The organism is Nitrospirota bacterium (assembly GCA_040756155.1).
In the GTDB taxonomy this organism is placed as follows: Bacteria; Nitrospirota; Thermodesulfovibrionia; order JACRGW01; family JBFLZU01; genus JBFLZU01.
The window spans coordinates 1-24,484 of the sequence record JBFLZU010000089.1 but is presented as its reverse complement, the minus strand read 5'-3'; the positions used below and the strand labels follow the sequence as shown (position 1 = coordinate 24,484).

The 24,484-nt window shown below is 40.1% G+C and carries 22 protein-coding genes and 1 tRNA gene; 8 read left to right on the top strand and 15 right to left on the bottom strand.

Going from position 1 to position 24,484, the window contains the following annotated elements:
• The 7 genes from AB1488_08790 to murJ all read right to left on the bottom strand — a co-directional run.
• Positions 1-817, bottom strand: an 817-nt coding sequence (locus tag AB1488_08790) for a glycogen/starch synthase (GenBank protein MEW6410186.1), incomplete at its 3' end; no start/stop codon positions are given.
• Positions 814-1,827 (bottom strand): galactose-1-phosphate uridylyltransferase, encoded by a 1,014-nt coding sequence (gene galT, locus AB1488_08785; protein MEW6410185.1) that lies wholly within the window; start codon positions 1,825-1,827, stop codon positions 814-816. The genes AB1488_08790 and galT, both read right to left, overlap by 4 nt.
• A 196-nt stretch (positions 1,828-2,023) precedes the next feature.
• Complete coding sequence (locus tag AB1488_08780) at positions 2,024-2,374, bottom strand: helix-turn-helix domain-containing protein (GenBank protein ID MEW6410184.1); 351 nt, start codon at positions 2,372-2,374, stop codon at positions 2,024-2,026.
• A complete protein-coding gene (fdhD, locus tag AB1488_08775; protein MEW6410183.1) occupies positions 2,364-3,173 on the bottom strand; it encodes a formate dehydrogenase accessory sulfurtransferase FdhD in 810 nt (269 codons plus the stop codon). Before fdhD ends, AB1488_08780 begins: the two co-directional genes overlap by 11 nt.
• Before the next feature lie 30 nt (positions 3,174-3,203).
• A tRNA-Sec gene (locus AB1488_08770) sits at positions 3,204-3,300 on the bottom strand.
• An 82-nt stretch (positions 3,301-3,382) separates the two neighbouring features.
• A complete protein-coding gene (locus AB1488_08765) occupies positions 3,383-4,021 on the bottom strand; it encodes an MBL fold metallo-hydrolase (GenBank protein ID MEW6410182.1) in 639 nt (212 codons plus the stop codon).
• A gap of 8 nt (positions 4,022-4,029) precedes the next feature.
• Entirely contained in the window at positions 4,030-5,619 is a 1,590-nt protein-coding gene (murJ, locus tag AB1488_08760) for a murein biosynthesis integral membrane protein MurJ (GenBank protein MEW6410181.1), read from the bottom strand.
• Positions 5,620-5,665: 46 nt separating this feature from the next.
• Between murJ and rpsT the strand changes: the two genes are divergently transcribed.
• Positions 5,666-5,947, top strand: a complete 282-nt coding sequence (gene rpsT / locus AB1488_08755) for a 30S ribosomal protein S20 (protein MEW6410180.1) — start codon at positions 5,666-5,668, stop codon at positions 5,945-5,947.
• Here the strand turns inward: rpsT and holA are convergent.
• Genes holA through AB1488_08720 form a run of 7 tightly spaced genes read right to left on the bottom strand, consistent with a single transcriptional unit; the run spans position 5,922 to position 14,418 of the window.
• A complete protein-coding gene (gene holA, locus AB1488_08750) occupies positions 5,922-6,914 on the bottom strand; it encodes a DNA polymerase III subunit delta (protein ID MEW6410179.1) in 993 nt (330 codons plus the stop codon). The genes rpsT and holA overlap by 26 nt on opposite strands.
• A gap of 24 nt (positions 6,915-6,938) precedes the next feature.
• Complete coding sequence (gene lptE / locus AB1488_08745) at positions 6,939-7,445, bottom strand: LPS assembly lipoprotein LptE (GenBank protein ID MEW6410178.1); 507 nt, start codon at positions 7,443-7,445, stop codon at positions 6,939-6,941.
• Positions 7,446-7,447: 2 nt separating this feature from the next.
• A complete protein-coding gene (gene leuS, locus AB1488_08740; GenBank protein ID MEW6410177.1) occupies positions 7,448-10,030 on the bottom strand; it encodes a leucine--tRNA ligase in 2,583 nt (860 codons plus the stop codon).
• A complete protein-coding gene (gene metG / locus AB1488_08735) occupies positions 10,023-11,663 on the bottom strand; it encodes a methionine--tRNA ligase (GenBank protein ID MEW6410176.1) in 1,641 nt (546 codons plus the stop codon). The genes leuS and metG overlap by 8 nt, the downstream gene beginning before the upstream one ends.
• Positions 11,660-12,352, bottom strand: a complete 693-nt coding sequence (gene ricT / locus AB1488_08730; protein MEW6410175.1) for a regulatory iron-sulfur-containing complex subunit RicT — start codon at positions 12,350-12,352, stop codon at positions 11,660-11,662. Before ricT ends, metG begins: the two co-directional genes overlap by 4 nt.
• The gene (holB, locus tag AB1488_08725; GenBank protein ID MEW6410174.1) at positions 12,342-13,361 is read right to left on the bottom strand and encodes a DNA polymerase III subunit delta'; all 1,020 of its coding nucleotides are present in this window, start codon (positions 13,359-13,361) and stop codon (positions 12,342-12,344) included. Before holB ends, ricT begins: the two co-directional genes overlap by 11 nt.
• A gap of 22 nt (positions 13,362-13,383) precedes the next feature.
• Positions 13,384-14,418 carry a hypothetical protein gene (locus tag AB1488_08720; protein ID MEW6410173.1) on the bottom strand — a complete coding sequence of 345 codons (1,035 nt, stop codon included), beginning with the start codon at positions 14,416-14,418 and terminating at the stop codon, positions 13,384-13,386.
• Between the two features lie 81 nt (positions 14,419-14,499).
• Between AB1488_08720 and AB1488_08715 the strand changes: the two genes are divergently transcribed.
• From AB1488_08715 to AB1488_08705, 3 genes are read left to right on the top strand one after another with little or no spacing between them, the layout of a single operon-like run.
• On the top strand, positions 14,500-15,396 hold the full coding sequence (locus AB1488_08715; protein MEW6410172.1) for a UbiA-like polyprenyltransferase: 897 nt from the start codon (positions 14,500-14,502) through the stop codon (positions 15,394-15,396).
• Positions 15,393-16,163: an ABC transporter permease gene (locus AB1488_08710; protein MEW6410171.1), complete on the top strand. Its 771-nt coding sequence runs from the start codon at positions 15,393-15,395 to the stop codon at positions 16,161-16,163. The genes AB1488_08715 and AB1488_08710 overlap by 4 nt, the downstream gene beginning before the upstream one ends.
• Positions 16,164-17,042 (top strand): DMT family transporter, encoded by an 879-nt coding sequence (locus tag AB1488_08705; GenBank protein MEW6410170.1) that lies wholly within the window; start codon positions 16,164-16,166, stop codon positions 17,040-17,042.
• Positions 17,043-17,238: 196 nt separating this feature from the next.
• Here AB1488_08705 and AB1488_08700 read toward each other — a convergent pair whose 3' ends face one another.
• Positions 17,239-18,234 carry a M28 family peptidase gene (locus tag AB1488_08700; protein MEW6410169.1) on the bottom strand — a complete coding sequence of 332 codons (996 nt, stop codon included), beginning with the start codon at positions 18,232-18,234 and terminating at the stop codon, positions 17,239-17,241.
• Positions 18,235-18,280: 46 nt separating this feature from the next.
• Here AB1488_08700 and AB1488_08695 point away from each other — a divergent pair, with 46 nt between their 5' ends.
• The 4 genes from AB1488_08695 to AB1488_08680 all read left to right on the top strand — a co-directional run.
• Positions 18,281-18,697: a hypothetical protein gene (locus AB1488_08695; protein ID MEW6410168.1), complete on the top strand. Its 417-nt coding sequence runs from the start codon at positions 18,281-18,283 to the stop codon at positions 18,695-18,697.
• Positions 18,694-19,038 (top strand): DUF5615 family PIN-like protein, encoded by a 345-nt coding sequence (locus tag AB1488_08690; protein MEW6410167.1) that lies wholly within the window; start codon positions 18,694-18,696, stop codon positions 19,036-19,038. Before AB1488_08695 ends, AB1488_08690 begins: the two co-directional genes overlap by 4 nt.
• A 126-nt stretch (positions 19,039-19,164) precedes the next feature.
• Positions 19,165-22,206: a DNA methyltransferase gene (locus AB1488_08685; protein MEW6410166.1), complete on the top strand. Its 3,042-nt coding sequence runs from the start codon at positions 19,165-19,167 to the stop codon at positions 22,204-22,206.
• A 1-nt stretch (position 22,207) separates the two neighbouring features.
• The coding region (locus tag AB1488_08680) for a DEAD/DEAH box helicase family protein (protein MEW6410165.1) at positions 22,208-24,484 on the top strand (2,277 nt) is incomplete at its 3' end.

Below are 24,484 nucleotides of genomic sequence, written 5' to 3'. Positions count from 1 at the left end.
GACCATAGGGCTCTTTTATATTACTATCTATAGATGGATTCCACTCATTATAATCTATACCATTAATCACCCCATAGAGATCTCTGCTTCTTTTCCTCAGAACACCGTCAAGTCCAAAGCCATACTCATCGGTCTGTATCTCCTTGCTGTATGTCTCACTTACAGTAGTGATTACCTCTGAGAAGATAAGTCCTGCCTTAAGAAAATTTATCTTCCCGTAGAACTCAATCCCCTCAGGAGTAAAATACTCCCATCCGATTCCAAGCAGATGCATGTCGTAATGCCAGAAGATTCCCTGATAGCCAAGATTATGAATTGTAATGACAGATGAAGTCTCTTTGAAGAAGGGGTCATCCCTGTAAAGTGTCTTCATGTAAAGTGGAACAAGTGCGCTCTGCCAGTCATTACAGTGTATGACATCAGGTCTGAATTTAGTTGCCTTACAGACCTCAAGAACTGCCTTTGAAAAGAAGACAAACCGCTCTGCATTATCCGGATAATCGCTCTGAGGAGTACTGTAGAGGTAATCTCTATTGTAATACTTTTCTTTCTCAATGAAATATACAGGAACATTATTCCATGTAGTTCCCTCCCATACAGAGGCTGACTCAATCCTGTCCGAGATCGGGATATCTATCGTCTGAAGGCTCTTCCTGAGCCTGAATTTCTCCCTGTTTACCATTCTATAGAGTGGAAGAATAAGGGCTGTATCTATCCCCTGAGCCTTGATGATGGCGGGAAGTACACCTGCCACATCAGCAAGCCCACCTGTTTTCGCAAATGGAACCGCCTCTGGAGATACAACTAATACCTTCATGGGAATACCTCGACTACCTCTGTTTCCCTTAAAAATGCGGCTGCCTCTTCAGGGGGTGTCGGATTGATATAGAAACCTGACCCCCACTCAAAGCCCGCAATCTTCGTTAGTTTCGGCATAATCTCGATATGCCAGTGATAGTAATCATTTACAGGTTCATCAAATGTAGAGGTGTGAATCATATAATTATAAGGAGGTGTATTCAAAACCTTATCCAGTTGTTTCAGTGTCATCTGCAGGATGCTCGCAAGTGCATAAAATTTCTCTTTGCCTGTAAGTTCATATGAAGATTCGTGTTCCTTGGGTAGTATCCATGTCTCAAATGGTGATCTCGGTGCAAAAGGTGAAAGGGTAATAAAATGCTCATTTTCAGATATTACTCGTGAATTGGTCTCAAGTTCCTGACGAATTATATCGCAGAATATACATCTCTCTTTGTAATCGTAATGCTGTATTGCACCGTCTATTTCTTCTCTCACCTGTTTTGGAACTATCGGGAGGGCTATAAGCTGGGAATGTGTGTGTTCAAGTGAGGCGCCTGCTGCTTCACCTTCATTCTTGAATATCAGGATATACTGAAATCTCCTGTCCTTCTTGAGGTCATCAATGCGCTCCTTATACGCCCAGAGCACATCCCTTACTGCGCTAAGAGGAAGGGTAGAAAGCGTTGTCTCATGGATGGGAGATTCAATTATCACCTCATGGGCACCAATGCCATTCATCCTGTCATATATGCCCTCACCTGTCTTGTCAAGCATGCCCTCGATTCTTAATGCCGGAAACTTATTGGGAACAACCCTTAGAGTCCACCCAGGCTTATTGGGCAGTGTTCCAAGTTTTCTATAGGCAAGAATTTCAGGGGGGGTCGTATATTCGTTACCCTCACAGAGGGGACAGAACCCACCCTTCTTCTTTGTTATCTGCCACTGAAAATCTGATGGGCGTTTCCCCCTCTCTGAAGATATAATCACCCACCTACCAATAATAGGGTCTTTTCTCAATTCTGGCATCTTATTCCCTCTTTATCTCTTTAATTTTTCGTTCTTAACTAAATTAGTTGTTAAATAGGTTTCAAAGATACCCTAATTTAAAATTAAAAATCAAAAATACAAATTAAAATTCAAAATTTTTTACATTTTGATCTGTCATTTTATATTTTGATTTTTGCATTTTGATTTTATTTCTTGAATCCTCCCGATTCATCAACTAATCTGGAGATGAACCCAATCTAAGTCTATCTATTTTGATATTGAGGTCCCTTATCTTTTTCCTGAGGGTGTTACGATTTATACCGAGTATTCTTGATGCCCTGACCTGATTTCCTCCAGTCTCCCTCAGCACAAGAGAAATCAAACATCTCTCTATCTCTCCTATTACCGAAAAGTAAAGATTCCCATTATCTACCTTTAAAAGTTTAGGTATGAATCCTTTTAACCTTGATTCTAAAAACTCCTCTATGGAGACGCCTTCTACATCGTTTCTCTTTGGAGCGGTCCCTAAAAAATCTTTGGATTTCTTGGGGCGCCCCTCTTCTGCCTTCTTCTCGTCAGTCCTCATTTTTTACCCTCCAGTCATTTGAATAGATATTCATCCTCTCCCCCCGCGCAAAACCTATAAGTGTAATACCAGCTCTTTCTGCCATTTCCACAGAGAAACTTGTTGGAGCAGTTCTGCTCATTACGACTGGAACATTCCTCAGCGCCGCTTTCTGTAAAACCTCAGATGAGACCCTCCCACTCACGATTAGCACCTTATCTTCTGTAGACACGCCATTAAGTAGGCTATATCCAAAGACCTTATCTACTGCATTATGTCTCCCTAAATCCTCTGCAAAGACGACTATCTCAGGGGAACCATGATTTCCGGATGCGACCTTACATAGTGCTGCGCTGTGAACACAGGCTGTAGTCCTGTAGAGTTCAGAACGCTCTCTGAAATCCTTCAATAGATGTCTTATTTCTCCAATACTCACAGTCAGGTCAGAGGCAATCTTTTTCATAGAGGTTATATCCTCTTTACCTGCGAAGGTGATACCTTTACCACATCCTGAGGTAACAACCACACTGCCTTTAGGGTCTCCTTTGGGGTCTACTATTAACGGAATCCTGACAATGACAACATCATCCTTATCAATTACATCTATTTCTTCACTGCACCACTTACCTTTTAAAGTTCCCTCTGAGACGAGAAAACCTACTGCAAGTTCTTTTACCATAGAAGGTGTGCAGAGGAGTGTTACAAATTCGGTATCTCCGAGAATAATCTTCAGATACCTTTCTGTGGCAACGGTATCCTTTACCTTTTCTATTTCGTTACCTTTATATCTTGTTATTTCAACATCAACCGTCGTTCGCACTTTTCACTCTTCACTTTTCACTGTATTTCTTGGCGGGAGTGTGTGGGAATCGAACCCACCTATCCGATTTTACACGGATACACTGGATTTGAAGTCCAGGAGGTCCACCAGTGACCTATCCACTCCCCCTATCATAGTTACAAGTTGTAAGTTTAAAGTTTAATGTTTTTAACTCATAACTCTCAACTCATAACTCTTAACTCTTACTATTATCCTTCCCCTTCAAGCCCTAAGACAAAGGGATTATATTCCTTCTCATCCCTGATTGTACTTTCAGGCCCATGTCCTGGAAGCACAATCGTATCATCAGGAAGAATCATTAATCTCTCTCTCACAGATGATAAAAGTTCTTTAAAATTTCCACCGGGAAAATCTGTTCTGCCAACTGCACCTGCAAATAAGGTATCCCCTGTAAACACCATGTTATCAGATAGCAGACATATCCCCCCCTTTGAGTGTCCAGGTGTATGTATGACCTTGAGCTTTATATCTCCAAAGATAATCTCATCACCATCATCCACATACATATCTGGCAGGGGTGGTTCAGTGAACTTTATACCGAAGAATTCTGCCTGTTCCGAGGCTGTCTGTAACATCTCTACATCACCCCTATGCATAAGTACCAATGCACCTGTGGCATCCTTGAGTGTCCTGTTACCACCAATATGGTCAAAATGTCCATGTGTATTTATTATGTATTTCAGTGTAAGACCATTATCTTTGAGGTTAGATAGTACCCTGCTGTCTTCATCGCCAGCATCGATTACAGTTGCCTCTCGTGTGCTTTCACTTGCGATGATGTAACAATTGACCTCTAATGGACCTACCACAAACTTTAAAAGAATCATGTCCTACTTCATAGATCAGACCGTTTACGGGTCACCAACCTCCATAGAAAGGAAAGTTCTTCGCTTTTAAGAACCTTTAATAACAAGAGATAAACGCCAATGCTTGTTATCAATACAACGGAAAGAAGAAGGGCTTTTTCTGTATAGTGCCCTTCGATCATCCATATATCACCTCTAAGGAATTGCCATCCCCATATTCCCATTATAAAAGAAGATACGGTTATCTTCAAGAGAGATTTTAAGATATTTTTACCATCTATGCTACCAAGCCTTCCTCTCAACACAACTATGAGTATACCGAGGTTTATGGCTGATGCCATGGATGTTGCAAGTGCCAATCCCCCATGCCTTAGAGGAAACATGAGGACGATACTGAGGACGATGTTCGCTATCATTGCTATGGCTGCTGCCTTTACGGGTGTCTTTGTATCCTGCATGGAATAGAATGCGGACACCACCATTCTTACACCTGCAAATGCCCAGAGACCAAGCGAGTAGAAAAGAACCGCCTCTGCGGTACCAACAGTAGCGATATAATCGAATTTGCCTCTCTGGAAAAGAAGATTTACTATGGGTTCTCTAAGGACTATTAATCCGACCGCTGCAGGCACTGTTATGGATGTTACAAACCTCAAACCAAACGAGAATGTTTCTTTCATTTTAGCAAATTCATTCCTGGAGACCTGTTCAGATAAAGCAGGAAGAATAGCAGTTGCCAGTGCAACACCAAATATCCCGAGTGGGAAATGAATCAACCGCATCCCATAGTATAGATAAGTAACACTCCCTTCCGCAAGATACGATGCCAAAATTGTGCTGACAAAGATATTGATCTGCATTATAGCAAGACCGAAAAAGGAGGGAAGCATAAGGGTTCCGATGCGCCTTATACCGGGATGCCGTATATCAAAGACAAACTGCAGGTTGATACCTCTTGATCTCAGAGATGGTAACTGGAAGAAAAACTGAAAAATTCCACCTATAACAACACCAACCGCTACACCGATAATCGGGTTATCAAGCGAGACCGAGGCAATAATAATAGACGCAATAACTATGATATTAAACATCGCAGGTGAAAGTGCCGGAGAGGTAAATGCCCTCATCGAATTAAGCACACCCATTGCAACAGCGGAAAGCCCTATAAAAAGTAGATAAGGAAACATTATCCTTGTAAGTTCGATTGTGAGGGAAAATTTTTCTGGATACGGGACAAAACCAGGTGCGATTGCCATTACGATTAGGGGTGCTACAGCGATACCGAGGAGAACTATGATACTGAGGGCGACGAGAAGAAGTGTAAATGCAACACTTGCAACTCTCAAGGCTTCTTTCTTTGATTTCACCGTGAGATACTCTGTAAACACAGGTATGAATGCCGCAGACATCGAACCTTCTGCAAATAGTTCTCTAAGGAGATTCGGAATCCTGAAGGCAACAAAAAATGCATCTGCAGCCTGCGTTGCCCCGAAGAATCTCGCCAGCACCATATCTCGCACAAACCCGAGTATCCTGCTTAGAAATGTAGCGATACCAACAATGCCTGCCGCTCGTGTGATCCTTCTGCTCTCTTCCTCTACGATTTCCCTTGACATCATTCACACCATTATGATAAAAAATTTAGTTGTATCAGGGAGGTAGGATTTGGCAAAACATATATCAGTATTAAAAAGACAAAGACAGGCAGAGAAACGGTGTGAAAGAAATAAGATGATAAAATCTGCCATTAAGACAGCAATTAAAAAGGCAAATAAGGCGGTAGAGGATAAAGATGTCAATAATGCAAAAATAGCCCTTTCCTCTGCTATCAAATCTTTGAACAAAGCTGTCTCAAAAGGTATCATACACAGAAATAATGCGTCAAGAAATATCTCGAGACTGACCAGAAAAGTTAACCAGCTTATAGCTTCTTTGTCAACTCCATAATCAGCGATTGTAGCACTAACGCCTTGGTTCTACCACTGCTTTTAATCTCGATGTCTGTAGCGTGTATCCTCTCAAGTGCATTGATAATCTCTGAAGGTTTGTATCTCAGTGCCTTTGTTATAAATGACTGCATATCTCTCAGGGGTATTTTTAAATTTTTCATTATCTCAGTATCAGTTATACTACTCTTCTTCATATCTATAGCCTTGAGAGCCATCCGAAACTGCCATGCTATTGCACCTACTATAGCAGGGGGTTCTATACCTTCATTGAGAAGTCTGGATAGTATTTCCAAAGAACGTCCCAGATCCTTATCCAGGATAGCATCAGATAAATTAAAAGATGTATGCAATCTACTATCCCCAACTATATAATTCACATCCTCTAAATTGATTTCCTTTCTTTCTCCTAAAAAAAGCACAATCTTCTGAAGTTCATTCACAATTGTATTGAGATCATTACCTGCGAGGTCAATGAGCATATGGATAGATGGATCGGTTATCCTTAACCCTCTTGAGGCTATCCATTTCTTTATCCACGAAGAAAGCCTATCCTTCGTGAGAGGATAAAACTCTACGAATTGAGCGTGACCCTTTAATCTATTCCATATCGGTTTTCTTTTTGGAGTATCTGCTTTGAATACGATACATGTTGAAGAAACAGGGTTAGATATATAAGGGGTGAGGGCATCCCATTCACTTTCTGGAATCCTTTCAGCCTCCTTAACAATGATAAACCTCCACTCTGAAAAGGCAGGCACTGTATGGGCTATATTTAGAATATCTTTAGAGTTGAAGGTATCTGCATAAAAAAGGTCATAATTGAAATCCGTTAATCCTGTTTTAAAGAGCTCTTTTTTAATACGCTCAAGTGCATCCTCCATAAGGTAGCTCTCATCGCCATAAAATATGTAGGTGTTTGCAATCTTCCCCTGATTTATTTCTTCTATGAATTCGTAATATTTCACCTGGAAATACTCTTTATACCCCGCTCAGAATCCTTCAAACATCGAACTTATCAGGTCTCTTGCTATATTCTTACAGTATTTCGATATTGCCTTCTCCTTGGCAATCCTTGTTGAAGAGACATCGGTTGATGCTTTGTAATCCGCCCTGAGGTTTGACTCCATGCCTGATTCCTTCCATAACACCTTTTTCTCTTTGTCCTCAAGCCTGAAATCGACCTTCATCTTTACAGTATAATCTTCCCCCCGTTCACCAACGGCTGATACCGCTACTGTCTCAAATGATATAACATTGGAGTAAAGGACAGCATCTGAATTCTCTTCTGCAGTTACCCTTATCCGTCCATCGGCGATGAATTCATCTATTATTGCGCGTGTCAGCGTGTCCTCGATACCAGGCTCAGATGTAGAGTTCTTTGCAACTAATATCGCTATCTTCTTTATACCACCAGGGGCTGTCCCACCACCAGCAAAATGATAGCCACATCCCGCGGTAAGCCCGAGTAAGATTAATAGTATTAATATTCTCCGCATGATTACCTCACAACAATGTTTACAAGCCTGTCTCTCACTACAATAACATTCTTTATGACCTTATCTCCAGTAAATTGTCTGACCTTCTCGCTTTTTAGTGCTGCTTCTTTAAGCACCTCCTCTGTAGAGCCAGCAGGCATATTGATTTTATCCCTCAGTCTCCCGTTCACCTGAATTACAACGGTTACATATTCATCTCTTATGAGTCCCTCATCCCATACAGGCCATCGCATCTCAGCCACAAACTGTTTGTTGCCCATCAATTCCCAGAGTTCTTCAGCTATATGGGGTGAAAAAGGTGAAAGCATAAGGATGAGCATCTCTACAGCATACCGTAATATTGCATCCTGCTGGGTACTCTCGCTTACTCTCGTTCTGAACATAAAGTCACCAATCTCATTACTCAATTCCATAAGGGCAGCAATCGCTGTATTGAAGTGAAATTCCCTCTCTATGTCCAGCGTTACCTTTCTTATCGTATGGTGAACCTTCCTCAGAAGTGCTTTCTCCTCCGCATTCAATCCCTCAGTATCTAACTCTGAACTCTGAACTCTGAACTCTGAACTCTTATTTACCATCATCCATACCCTGTTCAGAAAACGATATGCCCCCTCAACTCCCTCATCACTCCAATCAAGGTCCTTCTCTGGAGGGGCAGCAAAAAGAGAAAAGAGCCTTGAGGTATCTGCACCATATTTATTCAGGAGTTCCTCCGGGTCAACAACATTTCCCTTTGACTTGGACATCTTTGCACCATCCTTTATAACCATCCCCTGCGTAAGAAGACTCTCAAAGGGTTCATCGTTTCTGACAATACCGAGGTCTCTCATCATTTTTGTGAAGAATCTTGCATAAAGGAGATGGAGCACGGCATGTTCAATACCTCCTATATATTGATCTACAGGCATCCAGTAACTGAGTGCTGAGTGCTGAGTGCTGAGTGCTGAGTTAAGATCAATATTACCTTTGCCAAAGCAATAAGCAATAAAATACCACGATGAATCGACGAATGTATCCATGGTATCTGTTTCTCGCCTCGCTGCACCTCCACATTCAGGACAGATTGTATTTACGAAGTCTCTCAAACCGTTCAGCGGAGAACCTCCCCTTCCAGATATATTAACATCCATTGGTAGCAGTACTGGAAGGTCTCTTTCAGGGACAGGGACAATCCCGCAATTGCCACAATATACAATAGGTATGGGTGTCCCCCAGTATCTCTGTCTCGATATTCCCCAGTCTCTCAGTCTGTAGTTGACGGCTCTTCTACCTATACCCTTAGCCTCTGCAAATTCTGCTATTCGCTCCCGTCCTTCTACACTCATCAATCCACTGAATTCTTCAGAGTTTACCATTAATCCTTCTCCCTCGTATGCCTCGGTAATCAGTTCGGAGTTATGAGTTATGAGTTGAGAGTTAGAAATTTTAAATTTCTCCGAACTCCGAACGTCTCGACTGAGCTCGACGAAGTCTCCGAACTCCGAACTTTTCTCTGGCACAATCACAACCCTTATAGGCAGACCATACTTCTCTGCAAATTCGAAATCCCTCTGGTCATGTGTGGGCACACACATGATTGCACCTGTTCCATACTCCATCAGGACGAAGTTCGCCACCCAGATAGGGATCTTCTCATTTGTAAACGGGTTTATAGCGTAAGAGCCTGTGAAAACCCCTTCTTTCTCACTACTTATATCAGTCCGTATAAACCTGTTCTGTCTTTTGATCTTTTCAATAAAATCACTGACCACTGTCCACTGACTACTGTCCACTATCTTCTCTAAAATCGGATGCTCTGGTGCAAGGGTAACAAATGTAGCCCCGAATATCGTATCCTGCCTTGTTGTGAAGACCCTTATCTTCTCATCCATTCTTTCAACAGGAAAGTCTATCTCGACACCACGGCTCTCGCCTATCCAGTTCTTCTGCATAGTTATTACCCTCTCTGGCCACCCATGAAGACGGTCGCAGAATGATAAGAGTTCATCAGCATATGCCTCGATTCTTAAGAACCACTGTTCGAGCTCCTTTTCTGTCACTTCTGTATCGCATCTCCAGCACCTTCCGTCAATAACCTGTTCATTCGCAAGAACCGTCTCACATGAAATGCACCAGTTAACAGAGGACTTCTTCTTGTATGCAAGCCCTTTTTCATATATCTTTAGGAAGAGCCACTGGTTCCATTTGTAGTATTCAGGATCACATGTATTTACCTCTCTATCCCAGTCATAGGATAATCCCATCGCCATCAGTTGCCTTTTCATGTATTCTATGTTCTCAAGCGTCCACTTTGCTGGATGTGTCCCATGCTTTATAGCAGCATTCTCAGCAGGAAGTCCAAAGGAATCCCACCCCATAGGGTGAAGGACATTGTATCCCTTCATTTTCTTATAACGGGCAATCACATCTCCGATGACATAGTTTCTGACATGCCCCATGTGTATCTTTCCAGAAGGATAAGGGAACATCTCGAGACAGTAGTATTTAGGTCTGGAAGGATCCTCTGTTACCCTGAAAAGCCCCTTATTCTGCCATATTGCCTGCCACTTTGATTCAATCTTTTTATGATTATATCTTTCATTCATAGCGAACTCCGCTCCCAAAAATGTCACCCTGAGCCAAAGGCGAAGGGCCTATCCTTGGAAAGAGATGCTCTCCTTTTTCTATCTTTGTCTCTGGCATTAAGCCACCCCAATCTTTAGCTGTTTCGAAATCTATCTTGCTTATAGTATCCTTTATGCCAAGCTGTTTCCAGATATTTTCTGCCGTAGATGGCATGAAGGGAAAAAGATAGAGTGCGATGAGGCGCAAGGATTCAGCTATAGTGTAAAGTGTGTTAGAGAGGGTGCCTGGATATTTTTCCTTCCATGGAGCAGTCTTATCCACATATTCATTTATCCCGTTTATAACAACCCATAATTGAGTAAGGGCATGATGAAACTCAAGCCTTTCAAAAAAAACCTCAAAGCTATTCGGGAGAGTATCAAACAACTCCTGAATCCTCCTCTCTCTATCCCTATCTCTATCTGGTGGTATTATTCCCTCTCTATATTTTTCTATCATTGTTAAGGAACGACTTAATAAATTTCCAAGATCGTTGGCTAGGTCTGTGTTTATGCGTTTTATCATCGAATCTTCTGAAAAATCCCCATCAAGCCCAAAAGGCACTTCCCTGAGAAGAAAATACCGGAGTGGGTCTGCACCAAATTTTTTAATTATTCTATTCGGATCAACCACATTACCGAGGGATTTCGACATCTTCCTCCCCTGTATTGTCCACCATCCATGGGCAAAGATGTTTCTGGGTAGTGGGAGATCAAGTGCCATCAGCATAATAGACCAGTAGATAGAGTGTGTAGTAAGAATATCTTTCCCCACGAGGTGATGGTCTGAAGGCCACCAGCTATCAGAGTTGAGAGTTGAGAGTTGAGAGTTGAGAGTTTCTTTTTGACTCCTGACTCGTGACTCTTGACTCTTGACTGTAATCTGCGGTGCAAGGTATTTTGTTGCTGAGTAGTAGTTTACAAGGGCATCGAACCAGACATATGTGACAAATTCCTCATCAAAGGGAAGTGGTATTCCCCATGAGACTCGGGAGCGTGGTCTTGAGATACAGAGGTCTCCGAGATGCTGACTTCTCAAAAATCCAAGCACCTCATTCTTTCTGGTTTCTGGTAGTATATATCGTGGATTATCCTCTATGTATTCGATTAGTCTCTTTTGATACTTACCCATAAGAAAGAAATAATTCTCTTCAGAGATATGTTCAACAGGCCGACCGCACTCAGGACAGTTACCATCTATTGTCTCTTTCTCTGTCCAGAACCGTTCATCAGGGGTACAATACCAACCTGTATATGTCCTCTTTTCGATTTCGCCTTTCTGATAGAGGGCTTGAAGTATCTCCTGAACTGTTTTTTTGTGTTGTTCGTCTGTTGTGCGTATAAAGGCATCGTTAGATATATTGAGCCTCTGCCAGAGGTCTTTAAAATTTACCACCATTGCATCGGCATGCTCCTTTGGAGCATGCCCCTTCTCCTTTGCTGCCTTCTCTACCTTCTGACCATGTTCATCCGTGCCTGTGAGAAAGAATACATCTTTACCCCGCATTCGATAATATCTGGCAAGCACATCTGCAGCGATTGTCGTATATGTATGCCCGATATGTGGCACATCATTTACATAGTATATGGGTGTAGTGACATAAAATTTTCTCATAATCGTCTCTTTCTGTGCCTGCGTTTTCTCTTGAGCCTATTCTCCCTACCACTGAATCCATCCTGTTTTTTGTCTCCTGTCTTAACTGATTCTTGAGAGTCGATAGATTTCTCTGGACTCAATACCACATCTGGGGTTACCAAAGAATCTTGTATTTTTGGGGGCGCCTCGCATGTATCCTCCATGTTTATCACTGTCTCTGTCTGACAGAGATCATCTTTAAAAATCATCTTCTCTTTATCTTTCTTTATCTCATCATATACACCATATTCAAAACTAAGACAACACATCAACCTACCGCAGAGGCCAGATATCTTTGCAAGATTAAGCACCAGATCCTGTTTCTTTGCCATCTTGATTGATACAGGTTCAAAATTCTTAAGGAATGATGTGCAACAGAGGGCTCTTCCACAGCTGCCGACTCCTCCGATAAATCGCGCCTCATCCCTCACACCTATCTGCTTCATCTCGATTCTTGTCTTGAACTTATTCGCAAGGTCTTTTACAAGTTCACGAAAATCAATCCGTTCCTCAGCAGTAAAATAAAATATCAGTTTGCCATCTTCCTTTGAGTATTCTGTTCCTACAAGATGCATAGGAATTACTTTCTCATTTATCTTTTCGCGACAGAAGACAAACGCCTCTTTCTCTAAACATTTTCTCTCTTTTGTATCGGTATTAACATCCATAGCCTTTCTCCATTATCGTTAAAAGTCTTAAAAACAAAACCTCTACAGCCAATCTCCTGTTAAGATTTAGCGCAGAGATTCTCTCAGTATTATACAACAATCTCAATGATGCTATAATCTCATCGAGTGATGCATCCTCCATAGATATATTTTCCTTGGATTCAAGATTCATGACCAACTCGAACTTACCAGTTGATTTAAAGATCATCAGATCCCTGAACCACAGCATTCCTCTTTCTATAAATCCATCTAATGCCTGCTGGCTCTTCGAGAGCTCCTCAGCCTTTGAAAACATCGCTCTATATGAAGAATTTATCGGATTAATTATAGATAGTGTCTTCAAAAAATCCGCCATTCTATAACGGAAATCATTGGCATCCATGCTGAGTGCATATCCAACCTTTCCACAGGATACAGATGAAAGAAGTTGTGCATCTTTGCCTTCGTATCCCAATTTAATAAGTATCCTGTAGATATCTGAACCTTTCAAGATAGCAAATCTTACCTGCTGACATCTCGATACAATGGTTGGAAGAAGTGCGTACGGTGATGTTGTTATAAGTATAATAAGTGTATCAGGTGGTGGTTCTTCCAGAGTTTTAAGCATCGAATTGGCTGCAAACCTGTTCATCTTTTCCGCCCCATTGACAATGACAACTTTCTTCCCACCTGTAAAGGCTCTACGTGCAATCCTCTCTTCGAGTTCTCTTAGCTGCTCCACTGTTATCTCTTTTTTCTGTTCGTGGTCCTTTCCTACCTCAGGCTCGACAAATATAATATCAGGATGCAGTCTCTTCTCTGCCATACTGCACGATACACATTGATCGCAGGCATCGAATTGGACGGGGGAATTACAGTTTAATGCCTTTGCCACGTTCAGAGCAGTCAACCTTTTCCCAACTCCTTCCTCTCCTGTAAAGAGGTAGGCATGGGGATACCGCTGGTTCTCTATCGCCCTTTCCAATATAGCAATGGCTTCCCCCTGTCCTATAACATCTTTTAATGCCATAGCGAACTCCGTTCCATAGCCCTCACTTTCGACTCAATTCCACCAATACAGAAAACACCTTTCTTGCATCATCTATCTCCATAGACCCTGTGCCACAACTGGGGGTGATAAGGCATTGACTTTCAAGTAATTCTTTTGATATGCCAGAAGATTCAAACAATCGCATCCCTTCATCGATACGGACTTTAAGTGTATTCGCATCCTCATTTATAATATCCTTGCTTGTAGGCACAATACCCCATGCAAGGATTCCCCCTCTTTCCATAAAGCCCCTTATGGCATCAGGATATATAGTAATAGAACCCATAAAGTGGTATGCGTCGAAGTTTATTATATCCACCTCAGTGGATGTAATTATAGACCAGTCCGTATTACCACAGCAATGAATACCAGCTACCCCTTCCTTTTGGTGAATGGCATTAACTATCTCATCTATTGCATTCATTACAGCAGTACTTTCAACACCAATATAAGAGGATGACCCGAACGCAGACAGCATTGGCTCATCAATAAAGATAATGACCTTATCTGCATAAGAACTGAGTAACTCTATCTGCCATTCTGCCTTCCTGCATAACAGCTTAACTGCTATATCCCTCAGTTCTTCCTCGTAGTAAATCGCTCGACGGTTATTATCTGCCAGGCCGAGGGTGAATGTGATTGGACCTGTTATCTGCCCTTTGAGATAATCATAGTGTCTGCCTTCAAGTAGCTCCATGAACCGCTTGAGACCAGCAGCGTACCCCTCTGATATGCTAAATAGCGAAGGGTCTTCGTTTAAAAAATTCTCAAAGAACCTGTAAACCACCTCATCCCTGCTATCCCCCATATCTACCCAGATACGTTCCTTCACCTCATCGAGATTGACGCCTGGCATACCCTCTGAAAACTGGGGTATCATCAACTCCCTGAATCCCCTCTTGGGAAGCTGTGGCCAGAATGGGATGCCAATTCCACATTCAAGAACAAGTCTACATGCCTCTTCCACATCTGTAAGAGGCAGGCTACCTATCCCTGTAGTAATGCAGTGAGTTTTCTCCATGTCTTTAATATACATTAAAGCATCTAACCTTTTCAACCAGACTGGTAAGCATGATAAAATATAGACATTAGGCGTCTGAATGAATTATATTAGGTTATGGGTCTTTTGGGGAAGATCGCTATATATCTTGAGATGATAAAGTTTCCCCACACGGTTTTTGCGCTTCCCTTTGCCTTTATGGGTGCTGTCCTTGCCGCAAGAGGTATACCGGACTGGGATAAGATATTGTGGATAACCATAGCAATGGTCGGTGCAAGATCCTCAGCGATGGGATTTAACCGCCTTACAGATAGACATATAGACGCCATGAACCCGAGAACCTCTAAGAGGGCGTTGCCGATGGGACTGGTAACCCCCCGAGAGGTAATCCTCTTTATAACATTCTTTTCATTTATCTTCATCTATGCCACCTATAGATTAAATCCACTTGCATTCAGCCTTTCTCCAGTAGCATTGGTCATAGTTTTCTTTTATTCCTACACAAAGCGTCTTACATGGATGTCGCATATCTTTCTTGGAATTGCCTTAAGTCTTGCACCTGCTGGAGCGTGGATTGCTGTGAGGGGTGCTATTGATATGCCTGCCATCATCCTTGGCATAGCTGTTGTGTTCTGGCTCGTTGGTTTCGATATTCTATACGCCCTTCAGGATATTGATTTTGACAGAAAGGCAGGGATTCACTCAATCCCACAGCTAATCGGCATAAAGAAATCCCTTCTTGCTTCAAGGTTCGCACACATCGCTACAGCAACTTTTCTATTCTTTCTCTATCCACTCATGGATCTTGGAGTCATTTATTTGTCAGGTGTATTGATAGTTGTGGCACTTCTCATTTACGAACACTCCCTCGTCAAAGAAGACGATCTCTCCCGTCTGGATGTAGCCTTCTTTAATATGAATGGTTATATAAGTATAACTGCCTTTGTTTTCACCCTCATCGATATTCTAACCGGATCCCCTCAACTCTCCGAGATTATAAAGGTTATTAAATGATTCTCGATTGGCGGGCGATATATGTTATATATCTGAGGGAGTTTAAAAAATTCCTGAGGGAGAGGAGCAGGCTTGCAGGCACACTGATCCGCCCGATGCTCTGGCTACTGGTCATTGGTGGCGGGTTGAGTGGAATCGTTATCGGGCAGGGAGAGATCACCTATATGCAATTCATATTCCCGGGAATGCTCGGTATGACCATACTATTTGCTTCTATTTTTTCAACGATCTCAATCGTATGGGACAGGGAGTTTGGTTTCCTGAGGGAGATACTTGTCGCCCCTATATCGAGACTCTCAATAGTCTTCGGGAAGGCTTTGAGCGGAACTGTGCTTTCTACTATACAGGTTATACTCATACTCTTACTCTTCCCGTTCATAGGCCTGAAACTAAACTTCTCACAGATTTTAATCACTATACTTATATCAATCCCTGTATCCTTCGGCATTACATCTCTTGGTATATTTATAGCATCAATGCTTGAATCATTTGAGAGTTTCAATGTAGTTATGAACTTCATTATCATGCCGATGTTTTTTCTCTCGGGAGCGATGTATCCTGTAAATCTTCTACCACCGGTGCTTAAGATGGCTGCATTGATAAATCCCCTTACATATGGAATCGATGCGATGAGAAATATCATGTTTGCGAAGATACCTCCACCACTCTCTGCAGATTTTCCGCTGACTGTTGACCTCGCTGTTGTCTTTTTAACCTGTGTTGTAACAATTGTTCTTGCAGCGAAATCCTTTGAAAGGATAAGATAATTGCTCTGGATTTTTTATTCGTTTATCTCTGCATTTACACTATCAACCGCAGATGCCCTCAGCAAAAAGGCATTGAGTCGATTCGATGAATATATCATCGCATGGACGAGGGTAGCCTTTGCAGCACCATTATTGACTGTTATCCTTTTCTTCATAGAAATCCCCGAACTTGATGCTACCTTCTGGATGGTTACGGCGATGCTCCTTCCACTTGAGATAGGCGCAAAGATAATGTATATAAAGGCAATAAAGGCATCACCACTCTCACTGACCATACCATTTCTCGCCTTCACCCCTGTCTTTCTGATACTTACATCCTTTATATTTCTCGGTGAGATCCCGAACCTCTATGGCGTTATCGGGATACTCCTCGTTGTAGCTGGAGGATACACATTGAACATACAGGAATTCAAGGAGGGTATATTTGAACCTGTTAAAGCAGTTTTCAAAGAGAAAGGCTCTTTATACATGCTTATCATAGCGTTTGTATACAGTATCACATCGAATCTCGGTAAGATAGCGATACTTCACTCAACACCTTTATTCTTCGGCGCAATCTACTATGTTATAGTGGCAATTGTATTTACACCTGTTGCATTGTGGCGTTCACAGGAGATGCGGAATCTCAATTTCTTTAGAGATAACTACAGCAGGATAATCTTCCCTCTGATAGGGATAGCTATAACCTTGAGTATCTTTGCTCACAATCTTGCGATTGTCCTTACGAATGTCTCATATATGATTGCAGTAAAGAGGACAAGTATGCTATTCAGTGTCGGATACGACTATTTCATCTTCGAGGAAAGGAAGATAATGGGCAGGCTCGTGGGATGCGTTATAATGATTGTAGGCGTTGGAATGATTATGGTATATGGGTAAAAAGGAGGCTGTTGCCGAACCCTTTGAGCGAGATTAGAGAATTTTTGATAACAAATCCTGGTGAAGTGGAAGATAAGCAATTTCAACTGTTTGAGCCCGAAGGGCGAGTTTTGAAATTGCCTGTAACGAGCCATGGATTTGTCAAAAATTCTCTTCAGAAAGCGAAAAGGAGTTCGGCAACAAGATCCAATACAATCTATCCTTCCGCAAGGGCTTCTATTGCGGTTGTAAGTCCTGCAACTACCTCTGCCATACGGGCATAATCAATGGTCTCCAGAGTATCACTAATTCCATGATAATGGAGATTTCTGTAAAACGCAGTGTCAGTTACCATCAGGGCGTTGTAGTTAAATTTCCAGAAAGACCTGTGATCAGAAAAATCTACACCGGGTACACAGGTGAAGGCGGAGAGGGATTCGATAGGAAGCTCTGTGCCCCTTTTGAAGGCAGTTTTAACCCTCGATATAAACCTCTTTGAGGAAAAATTTCCTACAAGTGCTATAAAATTCCCTTTGTCGGGATAAAACCACTTGAAGAAAGGTAAAGGGAAATACTGGCTCTTTGGTCTATCTGTAAAATACCCTATCATCTCAAGGGACAGCATTCCTTCTATAGCCTCATTTTTATCCCTCAGGCTTTTTGCATACTGATAACTACCCATATATCTGCTTCTGAATAAAGGAGGCTCTTCCAAGGTAAATGCCACAAGCCTCACAGTTTTATCGAGATTTCTGTTATATAAGAGCCTTGCAGTCTCAAGCATCCCCGCAACTCCACTGGCATTGTCATCTGCGCCAGGGGTTCCCATAATCGTATCGTAATGGGCTCCTACAATCAGGATTTTTTCAGGTGTCTTTTTGCCTTTTATCTCAGCAATTATGTTTTTGTAAGTGTTTCCCTGATATTTGTAAGGCTGGAATAATGCATCATAGCCATAAGAGGTTAACTCTTCAGTGATATAATCTGCTGTCTGCTCTAACTGCCTTATCTGTAAATAACCTCTTGAGCCGATCTCTTGAGAGAGCACATAGACGGTCTTCTTTAATCTGGATTGAATCTCCATCACTATGATAAATTTTAACATAAACGGTTCATGTGTATGTCGGAAAGATGCTTCTTGGCTTTCTACCACCATTTGCCTTATGTCTCCAGCACACCTTTTGACATGAGCCAAATAAAACTTGACAACCATAGATATTACAATGTAATATTATGTATACATATCAATGGAGGAAGAAATGGGTAGTGTTGTTAAAAGTATCAGAATAGATGAAAAAACCCTGTCTGAGGTAGAAAGTCTTTTACAAGGGAAAAAAGAGACATTTTCGAGTCTTACATCAGAACTGATTGCTGAGGCAATAAAAATGAGAAAATGTCCTGGGATTGTCTTTGTTGATGGTCCTGCAGGAAGACGTGCGCGCATTGAAGGGACTGGGATAGATGTCTGGGAACTTATATCAGCCTATCAGGAACTTAATAACGACTTTAATGCCTTAAAAGAGTCCTTTCACTGGCTCACAGACAGACAACTTATGGCAGCAATAGGCTATGCAAGAACCTATCCTGATGAGATAGAGAAGTTGATCGAAATGAACAGAGCCTGGACGAAGGAAAAAACCTATGCTGAACTTCCATTCGTCAGGAAAAAGGATTGAAGCTCCTACTTGATGAAGATATAAGCCCGCAGATAGCAACTCTCCTGCGACAGAAGGGAATAGATGCTGTGAGTGTGCATGAAATAGGACGCACAGGGTTGACAGATCAGGAGCAGTTGGAATATTCGGCTTTAGAGGGGCGATGCTTTGCGACCAGAAATAGAAACGACTATATTCTCTTAACGAGGCAGTTTTTTGCCAGCAATATTCCACATAAAGGTGTACTGATAGTTTCGTCATCCTACAGGTTAAATAACTTTACAGGGATTGCAGAGGCAATTGCTGGATATGCTTCAGGATGGGGAGAAGAACCAATGGATTATCTATTTGATTTTGTGTAAGAAAATACAACATTGTAAAATTATCTATATTGCGTCTATCCCACCAATTTGGTAGCATATACGCAATGCGGATATGAACAAGTTATATGAAATGCCCGACGCCATGATTAAAAGAGGTAAAAAAACATGACTAAAGAGCAAAAATTTTATAATGCTTTAAAAGATATATTTGTTGGCGCAAAGGTTGAGGGCGAATCTGGCTATATCAACTTAATGCGGATCAAGTCACGATACTATGAAAAAGGCGTCTTCCCGAAACTTCAGGGAGATATTGAAAAGGCCACTGAGCACTTTCCCGAATTTAAAGAGGAACTTTTTGATAAACTCTATACCTTTTTTGAATCATATTTCTCTGAAAGTGGGTCAATTTATTTCAGATATACCCCAATTCATAAAAATGTCTATGAGAAAGTTTACACAGATGATAAAGATGTGATGTTATTCTGGAAAACTCACATGCTTTACTATGTTAAGACAGACAGGTTGTTTAAGAATCTTGAGGTTGATGTAGATGGATATAAATTTTTCTTTGATGTTTCGACCCTACAGCATAAAAGGGCAAATGAAAAAAGGGATATAATTTTTGAATTTAAAGAAAAAAGGAGAGACAGAGTACCTATATTTAATGTTTCATATTCAGAAAGAGGTAAGAAAACAAAGTTAGATGAAATTTTAAGGTCTGTAAACAGGGAAGGAATAGATGTTGATGAGGATATTTTAGAACGTGCATTCAGGGTTTTTGAAAAGCAAAGTGAGGTTGATTATTTCATAAATAAAAATGCAAAAGACTTTTTGAAAGAGCAGTTTAATATCTGGCTTTATCAATATGTTTTCCCCTCTCATAGAGGGGTAAGGGGTGTTGGTGAAAGTGAATGGACAGAAAAAAGAATAAAGCAACTTCAGGTTCTGAAGGACATTGCCTTTAAGATCATTAATTTTATCTCTCAATTTGAAGACGAACTCGTAAAGATATGGAATAAGCCAAAGTTTGTTTTGAATTCCAACTATGTGATAACCCTTGATAGGATTGCTGAAAAAGACAAAGACTTAAAATTGATAGTGGAGATATTGAAACATGAGAACTTTAATAACCAGGTGAAAGAATGGAGAGCGTTAGGAATTGTAGATGATGATTTTAAAGTAGAAAATGTTTTTGAAAATTCCCCTTCTGTGAAGGGGTGTCAGGCAAAGCCTGACGGGGTAGTATTCCCCTTCTCAGAAGGGGTGGCAGTCCGAAGGACTGACGGGGTAGTTAAATGGAACGAATTACCCTTTAATCCACAGCTTAAAGAAAGGGCTAAAGAATTACGAAAGGCAGGGAACTTATCTGAAGTTTTGTTATGGAATCAAGTAAAAAATAAACAATTTCTCGGTCTTGACTTTGATAGGCAGAAAATTATCGGAAATTATATTGTTGACTTTTATTGTAAAAATTTGGGTATTGTTGTAGAGATTGACGGTATAAGTCATGATGGAAAGATAGAATATGATAAACAAAGAGATGATTATTTAAAAAGTCTTGGGTTAAAAGTTATTCATATACTTGATACTGATATAAAGAGTAATTTATCAGGCGTAATTGAATTTTTGAAGAGAGAAATTGCTAACACCCCGTCCTTCGGACACCCCTCTATAAGAGGGGAACACCCCGTCCCTTCGGGACACCCCTCTTTAAGAGGGGAATTTAGACACTTGCCGATTGATACAAAATACTTTAAGGATTTGGAGCTTGAAATTTTAGGTCTGTTTGATGATTTAGATAATTCCTTAGACGGCTGGCTGATAAAGAGCGAGAATTATCAGGCATTAAATACAATTTTGCCAAAGTTTAAAGAGAAAGTGCAGACGATTTATATTGATCCACCGTTTAATAAAGAACAGGATGCAGACTATTTCTATTCAGTGAAGTATAAGGATGCTGATTGGATAACAATATTGGAGAATAGACTGCACCATGCTAAAACTTTGTTAGACTCTAAGGGAAGTATCTTTGTAAGGTGTGATTACAACGGGAATATGTATGTAAGGCTTTTGATGAATGAGATTTTTGGTGAGGAGAATTTTAGGAATGAGATTGGAATAAGCCGTTCAGGGATTCAGAAAGAAGCTAAGAATAAGTTCTTGGTGGCAATTGAATCCCTATTCTATTGGGCCAAAAATGAAGAAGTTAAACCAAAAGAAATATATGAGCACAGGGAAACTGATTGGTTATCATTTGTTCACTATCCAGGGGAAAGACAACAAAATAAAGAGCGTATCGTTTTTGGCTGTAAATTGCTCCCGCCAGAGGGCAGGCATTGGGGAATAGACCAAGAACTCATAGACGAGTGGCTAAAACGTGGATGGATCAGATTTAGGTGCAAAAAATGTGGATATGAACATTATGAAGGTGAGTGGGAACACTGCGCCAAGTGCAACAGCAATAAATATGTAGCTGAGATAAAGAATCCTCCTAAAAAAGTGGACTCAAATTGGACAAATATTCAAAGTTACTCTCAGGACCCAGATTTCCCTACTAGGAATGCAGAAGAGCTCCTGAAGCGTGTCATAGAATCTACCTCCAACGAAGGCGGACTTGTTATGGATTTCTTTTTGGGCAGTGGCACTACAACAGCAGTAGCCCATAAATTAGGTAGAAAATGGTTCGGTGTAGAGATGGGAGAACATTTTTATTCAGTAGTTTTACCGAGAATGAAGAAAGTTTTGGCTTATGATAAATCTGGAATTTCAAAAGAAAAGGATGTTAAAGAAAAATATAATGAAAATAATGCAGGTGGTTTCTTCAAATACTACGAACTGGAGCAATACGAGGATACTTTAAGAAAAGTAAGATACGAAGACACGGACCTTTTTGATAGTCCTCATCAAGACCCTTATAACCAGTATGTTTTTATGAAAGATTTAAAGATGCTTGAGGCTCTTGAGGTTGATTATGAAAATAACAAAGTCAAAGTTGATTTGACAAAGCTTTATCCTGAACTACCCCGTCAGAATTCGTCTGACACCCCTTCACAGAAGGGGAATATAGATATCCCTGAAACTCTCTCGAATCTTCTTGGTAAATGGATAAAAAAGATTGCTCCTGATTATGTTGAGTTCGAAGATGGCGAAAGAATTGACCTGAAGGATTTGGACTATAAAATCATTAAATCTTTAATATGGTGGTAATATGATAACTGTTTTCTTACAAGACATTTTGGACGATATAAGTTCGAGCAACTTACCTTACAACTGGAATTCCTTTAACCTTAAGACTTTCTCAAGAAATAAAACCCTATGGGATTTTCAGCAAAAAGCTGTAGAGAATGCCATCAAGGTCTTGTGGAAATATTATGAGGATTTCGTAGATTTTGAAATATCTGAGAATTCAGAAATAAATCAAGAAAGAAAAAGAAAATTATATAACTGGTATAAAGATAATGAATTGGAAGAAGAATTAGACATTAGATTAGATAGGAGAAGCAGAAAAATCTACGATTTGCTTATCGAATATTACTCCTCTGAAGATGGGAAAATTCCTTATTTGAATTACATTAACCGTATGTGTTTCTGGATGGCTACAGGAAGCGGTAAGACAATTGTTATCATCAAACTTATTCAGATTCTAAAACAACTTATGGAAAGAGGGGAAATTCCTGAATACGACATTTTATTTTTAACTCATAGAGATGACTTGATTGAACAATTTAAAAGGATGATTGAAGAATTTAATTATACAAATCCATTTAAGATTGAGTTGAGAGAACTTAAGGAGTATCCAGAAGTTAAAAGGCAAAAATCCCTATTTGGCATACCTGTATTTTATTATAGGTCCGACAATTTAAGTGATGAGCAAAAAGAAAAAATTATAGACTTTAAAAATTATGATAATGGTGGAAAGTGGTATATATTCTTAGATGAGGCACATAAAGGAGATAAAGAGGATTCTAAAAGACAACACCTTTACTCAATTCTTTCAAGGAACGGCTTTCTATTTAATTTCTCAGCTACTTTTATTGATATTAGAGATGTGATTACCTCGGCTTTTGAGTTTAATCTTGCTTCTTTTATCCAAGCTGGCTATGGAAAACATATAAGCATTTTGAAACAGGAGATACGGGCTTTCAGAGAAGATGAAGATTATAGCGGTGAGGAAAAACAGAAAATAGTTCTCAAGTCATTGATTCTTTTTACTTATGTAAGAAAATTTTATGAGAAAGTCAAAAGGGTACAAAAAGGGATATATCACAATCCATTACTTTTAACACTCGTCAATTCTATTAATATTGAGGACGCTGATTTAAAACTATTCTTTGGCGAACTTGAAAGAATCGGAAAAGGAAATATCAAAGAAAAGATTTTTAAAGAGGCTTTAGGGGAATTATGGAACGAATTAAAGGAAGAACCAGAGTTTGTATTTGAAGATGGGAAGAAGATAAGAATTAATGAAAAGGTCTTTAAAGTCATTAGTTTAAAGGATGTTCTGAAACATGTTTATAATTCAGGTAGTTTCGGAGAGATAGAAATTTCTTTTAGGCCATCAGATAAAAAACAGGTGGCTTTTAAACTAACCACGTCTGATAAACATTTTTCCCTGAGTAAAACGGGGGATATCCCCAATTGGCTGAAAGAAGAGTTAGATAGATTTAATGTTAACCATCAATTTGAGGAAGAAGGATTTTTTGAAAGAATAAATAGGGATGACTCACCAATCAATATTTTGATGGGTTCTCGTGCATTTTACGAGGGATGGGATTCTAACCGACCAAATATCATTAATTTCATAAATATAGGGACAGGAACAGATGCAAAAAAATTCATACTTCAATCTATAGGAAGAGGCATAAGAATTGAACCCATTTTTAATAAAAGGAGAAGACTATTAGAGCTTCATAACGATAAAAACATAGATGACGAGCTATTCAGCAAACTTAAAGATATAGTTATTCCAATAGAAACCTTATTTGTATTTGGAACTAATAGAAATGCATTACTTACAGTTATTAAGGAACTTAAGCAGGAGAAGAAAGAGAAAGGTGAACAACTCTCGCTTTTCATAAATAAATCTGGTGAAAAACATAATCTTTTGATCCCTGTTTATAAATTGGCTGATTACCCCCTTATGAAGAAGCGGGGATTGGCTAAATTTGAGACATCCAAAAATGACTTAGCACTCCTTAAGGAATATACTGATTATGTGACCGATGGACGAATTTTTCTAATGATGTATGATACTACTCCTGAGAAAGTAAAGATATTGCAAGAGACTCTTGATGCCCCAGATAAATATTATAAGTATGGACTTAAGAATTTCAAAAACATCAATATCTTCATTCAGAGAATATTTGATTATTTCAGTGTTATACCAGAAGAATTGAAAGAATTTAAACAAGTGGAGGATGAAATAAGACATTTTAAGAATATTAAAGTGCATTTGGAAGATTTGAGCGAAATACAGAGAAAAATA